Annotated in this window: 13 protein-coding genes, 1 tRNA gene and 1 pseudogene; 9 read left to right on the top strand and 6 right to left on the bottom strand. The window is 65.4% G+C overall.

All coding sequences use genetic code 11. The annotated features are described in order from the left end of the window. Window positions 1-57: 57 nt before the first annotated feature. A complete protein-coding gene (locus tag HWW87_RS08805; RefSeq protein WP_006486093.1) occupies window positions 58-444 on the top strand; it encodes an integration host factor subunit alpha in 387 nt (128 codons plus the stop codon). A gap of 57 nt (window positions 445-501) precedes the next feature. After that, window positions 502-915 (top strand): MerR family transcriptional regulator, encoded by a 414-nt coding sequence (locus tag HWW87_RS08800; RefSeq protein WP_175819974.1) that lies wholly within the window; start codon window positions 502-504, stop codon window positions 913-915. A gap of 81 nt (window positions 916-996) precedes the next feature. On the opposite strand, the gene HWW87_RS08795 is transcribed toward HWW87_RS08800, so the two are convergent. Then, on the bottom strand, window positions 997-3,207 hold the full coding sequence (locus HWW87_RS08795) for a hypothetical protein (protein ID WP_175819973.1): 2,211 nt from the start codon (window positions 3,205-3,207) through the stop codon (window positions 997-999). A gap of 392 nt (window positions 3,208-3,599) precedes the next feature. On the opposite strand from HWW87_RS08795, the gene HWW87_RS08790 reads away from it, so the two are divergent. The 4 genes from HWW87_RS08790 to HWW87_RS08775 all read left to right on the top strand — a co-directional run bounded on the left by HWW87_RS08790 (window position 3,600) and on the right by HWW87_RS08775 (window position 6,697). After that, on the top strand, window positions 3,600-4,313 hold the full coding sequence (locus HWW87_RS08790) for a methyltransferase domain-containing protein (protein ID WP_175819972.1): 714 nt from the start codon (window positions 3,600-3,602) through the stop codon (window positions 4,311-4,313). A 131-nt stretch (window positions 4,314-4,444) separates the two neighbouring features. Next, window positions 4,445-4,521, top strand: a tRNA-Pro gene (locus HWW87_RS08785). 140 nt (window positions 4,522-4,661) lie between these two features. Continuing rightward, complete coding sequence (gene bamC, locus HWW87_RS08780) at window positions 4,662-5,870, top strand: outer membrane protein assembly factor BamC (RefSeq protein WP_175819971.1); 1,209 nt, start codon at window positions 4,662-4,664, stop codon at window positions 5,868-5,870. A gap of 536 nt (window positions 5,871-6,406) precedes the next feature. Further along, entirely contained in the window at window positions 6,407-6,697 is a 291-nt protein-coding gene (locus HWW87_RS08775) for a putative quinol monooxygenase (RefSeq protein WP_027810280.1), read from the top strand. Window positions 6,698-6,743: 46 nt separating this feature from the next. On the opposite strand, the gene HWW87_RS08770 is transcribed toward HWW87_RS08775, so the two are convergent. From HWW87_RS08770 to HWW87_RS08760, 3 genes are all read right to left on the bottom strand, one after another. After that, window positions 6,744-7,001: a hypothetical protein gene (locus HWW87_RS08770; protein ID WP_011351788.1), complete on the bottom strand. Its 258-nt coding sequence runs from the start codon at window positions 6,999-7,001 to the stop codon at window positions 6,744-6,746. 136 nt (window positions 7,002-7,137) lie between these two features. Further along, window positions 7,138-7,413, bottom strand: a complete 276-nt coding sequence (locus tag HWW87_RS08765) for a hypothetical protein (RefSeq protein ID WP_006486101.1) — start codon at window positions 7,411-7,413, stop codon at window positions 7,138-7,140. A gap of 221 nt (window positions 7,414-7,634) precedes the next feature. Further along, window positions 7,635-8,351, bottom strand: a complete 717-nt coding sequence (locus HWW87_RS08760; protein ID WP_174429491.1) for a YdcF family protein — start codon at window positions 8,349-8,351, stop codon at window positions 7,635-7,637. Between the two features lie 160 nt (window positions 8,352-8,511). On the opposite strand from HWW87_RS08760, the gene HWW87_RS08755 reads away from it, so the two are divergent. Beyond that, window positions 8,512-8,829, top strand: a complete 318-nt coding sequence (locus tag HWW87_RS08755; RefSeq protein WP_059234696.1) for a hypothetical protein — start codon at window positions 8,512-8,514, stop codon at window positions 8,827-8,829. Window positions 8,830-9,025: 196 nt separating this feature from the next. Here the strand turns inward: HWW87_RS08755 and HWW87_RS37090 are convergent, their stop codons facing one another. Together HWW87_RS37090 and HWW87_RS08750 are read right to left on the bottom strand one after the other, a co-directional pair. Beyond that, entirely contained in the window at window positions 9,026-9,277 is a 252-nt protein-coding gene (locus HWW87_RS37090) for a hypothetical protein (RefSeq protein ID WP_244107156.1), read from the bottom strand. Window positions 9,278-9,488: 211 nt separating this feature from the next. After that, a pseudogene (locus HWW87_RS08750) lies at window positions 9,489-9,875 on the bottom strand (transposase); the annotation flags it as partial. Window positions 9,876-10,305: 430 nt separating this feature from the next. Between HWW87_RS08750 and HWW87_RS08745 the strand changes: the two are divergent. Both HWW87_RS08745 and HWW87_RS08740 read left to right on the top strand, forming a co-directional pair. Next, window positions 10,306-11,208: a LysR family transcriptional regulator gene (locus tag HWW87_RS08745; RefSeq protein WP_175819970.1), complete on the top strand. Its 903-nt coding sequence runs from the start codon at window positions 10,306-10,308 to the stop codon at window positions 11,206-11,208. A gap of 75 nt (window positions 11,209-11,283) precedes the next feature. After that, window positions 11,284-12,486, top strand: a complete 1,203-nt coding sequence (locus HWW87_RS08740) for a pyridoxal phosphate-dependent aminotransferase (protein ID WP_175819969.1) — start codon at window positions 11,284-11,286, stop codon at window positions 12,484-12,486. Window positions 12,487-12,580 lie beyond the last annotated feature (94 nt).

Here is a 12,580-nt window from a genome sequence, read left to right as displayed (position 1 = left end):
GTTCGCGGGCGGCTTGTTTCCATCGTAAGTTTTGATTCAACGCGCTGTATGGCAGATATGAACGACATGACCTCGAGTGAATTCGAAGCCCTCCTGACGGCGCAACGCAGCGCGATGAACCGCGACGCTTCGGCGCCGGCGTCCACCGAGACGCCGACGCTGACGAAAGCGGAACTGGCGGAGCTGCTGTTCGACAGCGTCGGGCTGAACAAGCGTGAAGCGAAGGACATGGTCGAAGCGTTTTTCGAGGTGATCCGCGACGCGCTCGAAAACGGCGAAAGCGTCAAGCTGTCGGGGTTCGGCAATTTTCAGCTGCGCGACAAGCCGCAGCGTCCGGGCCGCAATCCGAAGACGGGCGAGGCGATTCCGATCGCGGCCCGCCGGGTGGTAACCTTCCACGCGAGCCAGAAGCTGAAGGCGCTGGTCGAAAACGGCGCGGAGTAATACGCGCGCCCACGCCCCGCGCGGCCGCCGCGCACCCTTACCGACGGTTAACCGACGATGACCACTACGGTTGAGAAAGTCGTCTTGCCTCCGATTCCCGCGAAGCGCTACTTCACGATCGGCGAAGTCAGCGAACTGTGCGGGGTCAAGCCACATGTGCTGCGTTACTGGGAACAGGAATTCACTCAGCTGCGGCCGGTGAAGCGGCGCGGCAACCGGCGGTATTACCAGCATCACGAAGTGCTGCTGATCCGGCGGATTCGCGAGTTGCTGTACGAGCAGGGCTTCACGATCAACGGCGCGCGCAACCGGCTCGATTCGCCGGGTAGCGAGCGGGGTGCGGCGGAGCCGGTCGAATCCGACGCGCAGGCCGCCGATGCGCGCGGGGTGGACAAGGGCGGCGCAACCGTCGACGTCATCGCGTTGCGGCAGGCGTTGCTGGACGTGATCGACGGACTGAAACACGACTGAGCGCACGGCGCGCAGGATGCATTGAAAAGCCCGGTTGGCCACCTGCCACCGGGCTTTTTTCATGCGTGTCTTGCACGCGGATCAGCGCGACGCGAGCGGATTCTTCTGCCCCATGTCGACGACCAGCGTGCCGTCCGGCAGCATCCGCACCGAGCCCTGCGCGACCTGGCCGCGGTACCCGTACAGGTCGAACCGCATCGGGCCGGCCTCGGCCGAATTCCGGATCAGCGCGCGCACGTTCAGTTCGAGCACGTTGAACATCTTCATGTCACCGCCTTCCATCCACATGTAGCTCGGCGCGTCGATCTGCGGCCGCTTCGGCGCGGGCGCGCCCGCCGCGCGCCGGAACGTGAGACGCAATCCGTCGCGCTCGACCGTCGCCTGGCCGAGCTTGCCGTTCAGCACGGGCGGCGGGAACACGGTGTACTGGTCGAGCACGAGGGTGTCGCCGCGCAGTTCCGCGCCGCGCCGCTGCAACGGCGTCAGCGACGCGAGCTCGATGCCGAGCGAGCGCAGCAGCGTCGCCTGCGGGATGCCGAGCACGGATACCTGCGACGGCTTGAATGCGAGGTGCCGGTCGTCGAGCACCGTCAGCGAGCCCTTCATGTCGGTCGGCAGCCAGACGCCCGGTACGTGATTCCACAGCTTGATGCCGCCCTGGACGCGCAGGTTCTGGCCGTCCGCGCTCAATTGCAGGTCGTTCAGCGAACGCGGCGAATAATCGAGCAGGTAGTTGTTGAACAGTGCCGACATCGCCTTCCACGACTCGACGACCGTGCCGCCGAGAATGCGGATGTCGTACTGGTTGGGGTCGTCGAGATCCACGGGTTCGCCCGGGTGCTTCGATACGAGTTCCACGTCGAGATCCTCGACATGAAAGCCGATATCGCCGGACAGGTTGAAATCGACGTTGCGCAGGTGGATCGTCGGGTTGCGGTTCGACACGTGCCGTTCGTTGAACGGCGTCGTCGACGTGCGCCGCATCGCGACCTTCTGCATGCCGGGCCGCATCGCATCCGCCGCGAGCGCGTACGCTTCCCAGTGCTGCCGCACGTCGCGCAGCGCATTCTGCTGCGCGGCGAGGAAGCTGTCGTTCAGGCGCGCCGCGGCGTTGCCGAGCAGCGCGCCGCTGGCCGGGCCCGTATACGAAGGCATCCGGATCGCCATCGCGCCGCTTTCGTCGAAGTTGAAGTAGCCGGCCGATACCTGGTCGCGATAGTGATACAGGTCGAACACGAACGTCTGGTCGCGCTTCGACGGGTCGACCGGGCCGATCAGGATGTCCGCGTTCATCGGCATCGAGCGCATGAATTTCACGTCGCCGCCGCGAATATACATCGCCTGCTGCGGTGCATTCGCGGGCATCGCAAAGCCGGCATGCGTGCCGTCGTCGAGCTTCAGGTCGAGTCCCGCCGGCGTCACGCGCACGGCGGTGATGGTGAGCTTCAGGCGCGGCGGCGGCATCAGCTTGTCGACCGCCATCACGAGATCGTCGCCGGCGAGTTGCGCGATCGGTGTCTGCACCTTCAGCAGATCGGCCATTTTCACGTTGGCCGCCCGCATCACCGGCTGCGCGTTGATGCCCGACACGCGCACGCCGGTCGGGTGGAACACGAGCTGGCTGCCGTCGCGGATCGCGAGCGTGCCGGTCAGCGAGAACGGTACCCAGCCGTCGCGCTGCATCTCGCCTTGCAGATGGATCACGCCGTCGCCGGCCGACACCGCGAGCTTGCGCAGCGGCGCGTTGCGATAGCCGAAGATGTAGGTGTTGAAGAGGGCGGTCAGCTTCGCGTTGTCGAGCGTGACCGTGCCTTCGTGCACGTCGATCTCGAAGCTCGTCGGATCGTCGAATACGATCGGCGCGCCGGCCTGCGTCGGTACGAGCGTGGCCGACAACTGATGGATGAAGAAGCCGAGGTTGTTGACGATGCGGAAATCGACGTCGCGCAGGAACGTCATCGCGCCGTTCTGGCCCGAGTCGCGCAGCGTGAACGGGCGCGATTGCGTGAGGCTGATCGAGGCGAGCGACGGCACGGTGCGTGCGATCTGCTGCTCGCGCGCAAGGCGCTCGGCCTTGGTGCGTTCGATCTTCGTCGACGCGATCGACGTGTTGCTGTCGCGCTGCGCGGCCGATTCCGCGCACCCGGCGCAGAGCAGCGCGAGCGCCAGCGCGCCGCAGCCGAACACGCGGGATGGCGTGTGAGTCCTCCGGGCGGCCGTGCGTCGCAGGCCGGAAACCCAGTCGAAAATTGCCAAAGGCGAGCGATGGCCGCGCCGGACCGCATTCCGCATCGTCTGTCTCCATGTCTTGTCTTGATCGACGGCGGCGCGCGCCACTGCACGGCGCGAGCGTCGATGCCGTGCAGTGTGTCATAGCGCGCTAGAGCGGCGTTACCAAACAACGGGCGCCCGGGCGAGGCGCGCCGGCGGGCTGCCTGACAATGGATTCGCGGTGGATGGACGGCTGGATCAAACGGTCGTTTGGTTTGTCCGGACCGTCGGTCGGCGTCTTTCGACGCAACCTGAAAACCCGCGGCCGGCCTTGGCCGGCGCGGGTTTCACCCGACGCCTGAGCGGCGCGGCCCCCGGGCATCGACGGATACGATCGGCGTTGGCGGCGAGGTAAGATCGGCATCAGTGGCGGGTTCGATATCACAACACGGCAGCCATCACGGGGAAGCGCCATGGACCTGAAGGAAGTCGACGTACTGGGTGCGGGGGTGGGCGATCACTGGTACTACGCGTCGAAGGCGAGCGCAATTCGCCGGTTCCTGGGCGCGTCGGGCGCGAACCGGATACTCGACGTCGGGGCGGGTTCCGGTTTTTTCTCGAAGCATCTGCTCGAGCGCACGCAGGCGACGGAAGCATGGTGTGTCGATACGAGCTACGCCGACGACAGCGACGGCGAGGCGGCCGGCAAGCCCATCCACTTTCGGCGGTTCGTCGATCGATTCGATGCCGATCTCGTGTTGCTGATGGACGTGCTCGAACATGTCGACGACGATGTCGGGCTGCTGACGCAGTACGTGAAGGGTGCGCCTCCGGGCAGCCGATTCCTGATCACGGTTCCCGCGTTCCAGTTCCTGTGGAGCGGCCACGACGATTTCCTCGAGCACAAGCGCAGGTATACGCTCGGCGGCCTCGAAGGCGTGGCCCGGCGTGCGGGGCTCGACGTCGAGCACGGCGCCTATTATTTCGGCCTCACGTTTCCGCTCGCGGCCGCACTGCGACTGGGCGAGCGGGCGCGTTCGCATCCGCGCGAGCCTGCGTCGCAATTGCGCCGTCATCATCCATTCGTCAACGGCTTGCTCAAGACGATCTGCCGCATCGAGTTGCCGATGTTCCGCTTCAATCGCGTCGCCGGCCTGACGGTCATCTGCGTCGCGCGCAAGCGGTGACGGCGCTGCGGGAGCGGTGTCGCAGATTGCTTGCATCGGCGCCATCGCGCCAAAAAATTTCACGAGAACATTCACAAAATGCATGCGACCCGTTCTAAATCGGGAAACTGTCTGTTATAATTTTTTTCTTTCGGGGCGTAGCGCAGCCTGGTAGCGTACCTGCATGGGGTGCAGGTGGTCGGAGGTTCAAATCCTCTCGCCCCGACCAGACAAGAACCCGCGTCAGCTCAGGCTGACGCGGGTTTTTTCTTGGCCGTCGCTTTTTTGCACATCGCAGCGCGGCCCCGGTAAAATGCAAGGTTGATCCACGGAAAGCGCCGTGATTTAGCGGAAGAGGATTCCCCGAACATGACTGATCTTCGTCTTACCATGCGGTTCGCTGCAGTGCTCGCCACCGGCGCGCTCGTCGCCGGTTGCGGTACGTCGTCGCCCACGAAAGTGGACTACAAGAGCGATTCGAAATCGAAGGAAGCGTCGCTCGCAGTGCCGCCCAACATGCTCGACGAGACGGCCGATCAGCGTTCGCTGCCGCCCCAGGGCGGCGCGACATCCCTGTCCGCGCTCAAGCAGGTCCAGCAGGCCGCGCCCGCGCTGGACACCGTCGCGCCGGCCGTGGCCGGCATGCATATCCAGCGCGACGGCACCGAAAGCTGGCTCGTGATCGACGGCAAGCAGCCGGCCGCGATCTGGCCGCAGGTTCGCCGTTTCTGGCAGGAGCAGGGCTTCCTGCTCGTCGTCGACCAGCGCGACAAGGGCGTGATGGAAACCGACTGGAACGAAACCCATCCGCAGATCAACGACGGCCTGATCCGCAGCGTGATCTCGAAGGCGATGGGCAATTCGTACGTGACGGCCGAGCGCAACAAGTACCGTACGCGCCTCGATTCGGCGCCGAACGGTGGCACCTACGTGTTCATCAGCCAGAAAGGGATGCGCGAGGCGATCACCGGCGCGAACAACGATTCGAGCAAGTGGGAACCGAAGCCGAACGATCCGGCGCTCGAGACGGAATACCTGAAGCGGCTGATGGCCGTGCTCGCGCAGAACGAGCAGCGCGCGAAGAACGGTGAACCGCCGATCGCGAACATCAAGGACAACGCGGTACCGAAGGACAAGAAGGCCGATGCCGACGCGTCGTCGAAGGCTGCCGCGGCGATCGCCGCGCAGAACGTCTCGCGCACGTCCGCGCAAGGCAATGACGCGGCTGACGCGGCCGTGCCGTCCGAAGTCACGCTCGGCGAGCCGTACGACCGGTCGTGGCTGCACGTCGGTCTCGCGCTCGATCGCGCGAACTTCACGGTCGACGATCGCGATCGCTCGAAGGGCCTGTATTTCGTGCGCTACGTCGATCCGAAGGATCTGACCTCGGCCGAGCAGGGTTTCTGGAGCCAGCTGTTCCACGGCAAGAAGGAAAAGCAGGCGAAGCAGTATCGCGTCAACGTGAAGGCGCTCACGGCCGATCAAACCCGCGTCGCGGTCGTCGACGATTCGGGCGCGATCGATACGTCGTCGGCGGCTCGCCAGATCATGGGGTTGCTCGTGAATCAGCTCCGCTGATCCCGGCGTTTCCCGCACCGTTGAAAAGCCCGCCATTCGGCGGGCTTTTTTCATGGCCGCTCGGCGGCGCGTACAGGTGTTCGAGTTGTCAGGCCCCGCCTCGTGACGTTACGTAACATCCGAGCGTTACGACGACAGAACACGTGTCACATTGTCGCCGATCTAAAAAATTGTCCTTATAAATCAATGGAATGTCGAGTGTGTGATGCCTGGCACGCAACCTGCTTTATAGGTTGGAATCGTTAGAACAGGGAGGATGGCGTCAGAGTCCGGGGAATGCGCCGCGAGCGCCCGAACAACGGTATCGACGCCTTCACATGCCGACGCGACGAGCGTCGGCGCAACAGATGATGATCCGCGCCAGCGTGCGGGATCTCGATGGCCCCGTCGCCTATCCTCGTAGGGCGACGGTTTCGCCCGCGCTTCTCTGAAGCGCGGGCTATTTTTTTGGTGCCGTCGTCATGCCGTCTCGGCGTAGCCGATGCGCGGCGCGGGATTCGCGTATTCTCGGACTTTTTCGGATGAAGGAGGCGGGAATGGCGGAAATTGCAGTCGTGGCGCTGATCGTGGCGAAGCCGGGCGCCGAGGAAAAACTGCGCACCGTGCTCGAGGGAATCGTCGAGCCGACCCGCAACGAAGCCGGCGCATTGCAGTACGACCTGCACCGGGATCTGAAGGAGCCCGCGCGGTTCGTATTCGTCGAGCGTTGGGAGAGCGAGGAGGCGCTGGCCGCTCATGCGCGTTCCGCGCATATTCTCGCTTATCGCGAAGCGGCTGCGGACTGGATCGAGCGTTCCGAAATCCGCGTGCTGTCGAAGCTCGTCTGAGTCGAGCCGGATGGGGCGACCGGACGTGTCCGGCCGCGGCGGCGCGTCAGTGCGACGTGCTGGGTACGTCGAGGATCAGGATGATCGTCCAGTCGGCGTCGCCGTCATGGTGATACTGGCGCTCGGCAACGATGAACGGTTGCTGCTTCCCTTGCGGGCCGAGGAACAGCACGTCGCCCTCCATCGGCAGGCACTCGATCGGCGGCAGCGCGAGAAACGCGTCGGCCGAGCCGCGGGGCATCAGTTGCTTGATCTGGCGAGTGGCGGCTTCGGTCCACTCGATGTCGAGTTGAATGTTGCTCATGCTGTCCTCCGCACCGGGGTGCGCACGGGTGGAAAATTTCGGTGCGCGACTTTAGCACAGCGCGCGGGCGCCGCAACCAAAAAAGCCGAACCCGGTTGCCCGGATTCGGCTTGTCGCTGGAGCGGTGCCGCCGAACTTACTGGCTGGCAGCGTCTGCAGCCTTCGCCTTCTTGCCGGCCTTCTTCGCTGCTGCCTTGTGATGCGCAGCCTTCTTGCCGTGGTGATGCTCTTCCTGCGCCGCCGGCTGAGCCGCTTCGGCCGCTTGCTGCTGTTGCAGCGCCTGTGCGCGCTGCTCGATCTCGGCGATCTTGGCCGGATCGGTGATGGTCTGGATCTGCGTGCTCTCTTGCGCATACGCTGCGCCAGTCAGCGCCGACATCGCTACCAGGATAGCCAGGGACGTCTTCTTCATTGCTTTACCTCCGCTAAGTGGTGATGGACCCGAGTGTTGCCGTTTTGTCTGGCGACTGCAATCGAGTGCGTGTCGAGTGTAACAAAAGTGACGGATCAATGTGCACCGGATCGCCGCACGACGCAAGGCCCCGTTGAAGTCGCGCAACACTTCGCGCACGTCGTCACGCGTCTGCCATCCAGGGCGGTGCAGCGATTTTCGCGGAGGTTTTCGCGGCGTCGTCAAAACCAGCCGAGCCAACGATACACGTGGAATTGCGCGATCCCGACCAGCTCGTGCAGCGCCTGCTCGGCGTTGGCCACATTGCGCCAGCGCGGCAGCCAGCCCGTCTGCGCGCGTCGGAGATTCGCGTAAACGGGCTGCGGATCGATGCCGAAACGGCGGAAATCGAGCAGCGCCCGGCGCATCTGGTACGACGACGTGACGAGAATGCGCGTGTCGTCATACTGTGAGCGTAGTATAGACGCAGTGAATTTCGCGTTTTCGTAGGTGGTGCGGCTGTTCGGTTCGAGCACGAGGTCGGCCGGCGCCACGCCTTGCGCGACGAGCTGGCGCCCGTAGACGGCCGCCTCGGTGTCGCCGTGATGCTGCGGGTCGCCGCCCGACATCACTACGGTGCAGCGTTCGGCCTGCTGCCGGCACGTGCGATAGAGCGCCGCCACCTTGTGAATGCGCGCGACGCCGTCGGGCGGCGGCTGCAATCCGGTGTCGGTGCGGCGCGTGCCGGCGCCGATGAGGATCAGCGTGGTTCGCCCGTGCATGTCGGGGTGCTCGACCGGCGTGACGCCGGCCTCGGTCCAGGCGATCAGCGGCGCCGCAAGCCAGCCCGTCGCCAGCAGCCAGAACAGCGCAGCGGCGGCGATCGAAATGGTTCGACGCTGCTTGCGGCAGAGCATGAAACCGATGAAGAGAAGTACAAATGAATCGAACAGAATCAATTTGATTGGGGTATGGTGTCTTTTTATGGACGGCTGACGATACGGCCCTGACGCGACGCCGAACAACGTCGGCCTCCAGAATCGGTGGCGGTTTCGGCGGGCGGAGACCCCGCCCGGCTCGCCGCTTCGCATTGTCGCTGCACTTTAAGAAAGAATCGAGATGGCCACGTATTCCAACGAAGCGGTGCTCGACGCATTGAGACGAGTGCAGTACCGCCAGGTACCGTGGGCACGCCGCCCGGGCGTGTTCGAGTATCTCCGTTCGCTTGGGCTGATGGACACGGTCAGGCAGAAAACCGTTGCCCCCGCACCGGGCTTTCATGCACCGGTCGACATCGCCATACTGACCGACAGCGGCCGAGCCGAATTCTCGCGCCTCGAGCGCGACGAGAAATTACTTTCCTGGACTGATCGCCGCATGGACGACTACGCATTGAGCGAAGCGAGCGCCGTGGCGATTCTCGAAAGTCGCCTGTAGCGGTTCTCCCTCCCGTCCCGTGCATCGCACGTGCAGGCCGGCGGGGCAAAAAAAAAGCCCGTATCACGAGGATACGGGCGTACCGGATACTTTTGCTGCTGCCACGCTGTGCTCATGGCAACGATGTGACTCGTCGCATGCGGTGCAGTTCCCGGATGCGGGCATTTTCTTTGGCGAAATCTCGAAATTGGCAGGACTACGGATGACGCGGCACGCCCGGCGGCTGTGAGCCGATTCGCGCCCGCGCGTTGCTGGCGATGTCGCCGCGCAAGTCGCCGCGCGGCACGGTTTGCCGGCTGGACGCGTTTGCGGGCGGCGGCTGTCGAAAGGTGTTCCGGTGATCCTGCTGGCGATGGGGCGGCTTCGCGCGATCGTCGGCATGGACGGGAGTGCTCAGCGCCACGGAAACGACAATGCCGCATGCAACGAGCAGTGACATTGTTTTCATGGCGGGGCTCCCTTCAAGCCGTCAGTGCGGCCTGTTGATATGTCGCTAAGGTAAGCGCGGGAGTGCAGGCTTGCTGTAAATATTGGTAAATAGTTGTTTCGCGGCACGACAACGGTAATCGACGGCAAGGCATGCGTCGCGAAAACGGTCGCGTCGCAGAAAGAAACCGGGCGGCCGAAGCCGCCCGATCAAGCATGCGTTACGCCATCTTGACGGGCGCGCGCCAGGATTCCGGATTGGTCCAGAAGGCGCCGCGCAGCCGGTCGCGGCTCGGCGGGGCGGGCGGCTTCGCCGCACTGGCGCCGATGCGTCCGCGCAGCGAGATCTGCCGGCCGCTGGTGCCGAGTCGTTTCACGATTTCGGCGAGCGTACCGTCCGCCTGCCATTCGTCGAAGCGGCGGCGGCAGGTCGGCGGGGACGGATAGCGGCCCGGCAGTTTCGACCAGCCTTCACCCGTCGACAGCACCCACAGCACCGCGTTGACCACCGATCGGGCTTCCACGCGGGGACGGCCGCGCCGCTCACTCCGTGCGGGCTCCGAGCAAAACAGACCCTCGACCAGCGCCCACTCGTTATCTCTCAAATCGTCGAACAGCATCATGTCCTCACCTCAGCGAAGCTAACTCCGGTGCGCTGCCCTGCGCCGCGCACTCTTCAAGCACTCGATCGTCGAGTGCCGGGTGGGGGCGTCCGGTTGGCCGGCAGCGGCGTTTCTGCTCTTCCGTCCGACGAACCTGCACCCTGTGCGCAAGGTTATGCACGAAGCGTGCCATGTCGGAGGTGAATCCCTCGAGAGCCGCTTGGCAGCGAGCTAACGGCTAAGTCAGCTAGGGGCGTATAAGACGCCAAAATAACCCGTGAGCAAATCGGGACAATCACCAATCTTGTGCAATTCGCCCATGTCACGTGCGTTTGCGAACATATTGCACCGCAGCGAAACATGTGCGACGGGTGCCGGATTGGTTCACCGAAGCCGGTTTCGCGCATTAAAATCGTGCATCGATAGCGACGATTGATGAGGTCAGGACATGAACGTTACGCTGCGCCAGCTTCGCGTATTCATCGAAGTCGCGCGGCTCAAGAGCTTCAGTCGGGCGGGTGACGAGATCGGGCTCACGCAGTCCGCGGTCAGCCGTTGCGTGCGCGAGCTCGAGGCCGAACTCGGGCTGAAGCTGATCGACCGCACGACGCGCGACGTGCAACTGACCGACGTCGGCGCGAACCTGATCGCGAGCGTGTCGCGCCTGCTCGACGATCTCGACGACACGCTGCGCGAGATTCGCGAGATCGGCGAGCAGCGCCGCGGGCGCGTGATCGTCGCGGCAAGCCCGACGATCGCATGCAGGCTGATGCCGCGCGTGGTGGCGTCGTGCGAGCGCCAGTTCCCGTTCGTGACGCTCGGCCTGCGCGACGACGTGCAGAGCGACGTGCTGCGCAAGGTGAAATCGAGCGAAGTCGACTTCGGCGTCGTGATCGGGCCGCTGACGGTCGCCGATCTCGTCTGCGAGCCGTTGATGACCGATTCGTTCTGCCTTATCGCGCGCGCCGACCATCCGCTCGCGGCCCGGGCCGAGGTGCCGTGGACGGCGCTGGACGGCGAGCGTCTCGTGCTGCTCGATCATGCGTCGGGCAGCCGGCCGCTGATCGATGCGGCGCTGGCCACGCATCGCGTCAACGCGACGGTCATGCAGGAACTCGGGCATTCGGCGACCGTGTTCGGGCTGGTCGAGGCCGGTGTCGGCGTGAGCGTGCAGCCGTGGCTGTCGCTGCCGCTGCCCGCCGGCTCGACGCTCGTCGCACGGCCGCTCACGCCGCGCACCGAACGCACCGTCGAACTGGTGCGTCGCCGCGACCGGTCGTTGTCGCCTGCCGCGCAGGCGATCTGGGAGCTCGTGCGGCAGATGCCGGCGAGGGCCGAGGATCTCGACTGACGTGCATCGGCGCGCGCCGGTCCGGCTTGCCGGCCGGTACACTACGCGGATCGTGTTCCTGGGCGGTGGTTCTCGATGACGCATTCCGCAGGTTTTTTCCCGACGAACGATGAGCCGGCGGCGCGCACCGCGGTGCACGCGCTGCGTCCGTCGCTGATCCGCGAGGTCGCGAACGCCGGCTTCGGCGTGCCGGACATGCTGCCGTTCTGGTTCGGCGAATCCGATCGCGTGACGCCGGACTTCATCCGCGACGCCGCGGCGGCGGCGCTGCGCGACGGCGCGACCTTCTACACGCACAATCTCGGCGCGGCGCCGCTGCGCGACGCGATCGCGGCCTATGTCGGCATGCGTCACGGTGCGACGGCGGCCGACACGGTAGCCGTGACGAGTTCCGGCGTGAGTGCGCTGATGCTGGCTGCCCAGATGCTGGTCGGGCCGGGCGAGCGTGTCGTCGCGGTCACGCCGCTGTGGCCGAATCTCGTCGAGATTCCGAAGATCCTCGGCGCGCAGGTCGACTGCGTGCCGCTCGGCTACGGCGACGCGGGCTGGCAGCTCGACGTCGGCCGGCTGCTCGCGGCGCTGACGCCCGATACGCGGATGCTGCTGATCAATTCGCCGAACAACCCGACCGGCTGGACGATGTCGCGCGACGATCAGCAGGCCGTGCTCGCCCATTGCCGTCGTCACGGTATCTGGCTGGTCGCCGACGAGGTGTACGAGCGGCTCGCGTTCGACGAGGGCGGCGCGCCGTCGTTCCTCGATATCGCGTCTCGCGACGAGCGCGTCGTGGTCGTGAATTCCTTCTCGAAGGCGTGGGCGATGACGGGCTGGCGGCTCGGCTGGCTGATTGCGCCGGCATCGGTGATGGGCGACCTGTCGAAGCTCGTCGAATACAACACGTCGTGTGCGCCGGGCTTCGTGCAGGCCGCGGCCGAGGTCGCGTTGCGCGACGGCGAGCCGTTCGTGCGGTCGTTCGTCACGGCGCTGCGCGACGCGCGCGATCACCTGGTCGCCGCGCTGCGGACGCTGCCGGGCGTCGAGGTGCCGCCTCCGCCGGGCGCGATGTACCTGTTCCTGCGGCTGCCGGGCGCGGCCGACAGCCTGGCGTTCTGCAAGACGCTGGTGCGCGACGCGGGGCTCGGCCTGGCGCCCGGTCGCGCGTTCGGCCCGGAGGGGGAAGGGTTCGTGCGCTGGTGCTATGCGTGCGATCCAGCGCGGCTCGACGCGGGCGTCGAGCGGCTGCGCCGGTTCCTGGCGCACGGCGCGGCCGCACGCTGAAGCGGGGTCGGAGCGGACGCCCGCGCCGTGCGGCGGCCTGTTCCGCTCATCTTTACGCACCGGGCAATTTTGCGTAATATGGCGTTCAGTCACG

Source organism: Burkholderia sp. BCC0419, from assembly GCF_902830285.1.
In the GTDB taxonomy this organism is placed as follows: domain Bacteria; phylum Pseudomonadota; class Gammaproteobacteria; order Burkholderiales; family Burkholderiaceae; genus Burkholderia.
This window is presented reverse-complemented; position numbering and strand designations above follow the sequence as displayed.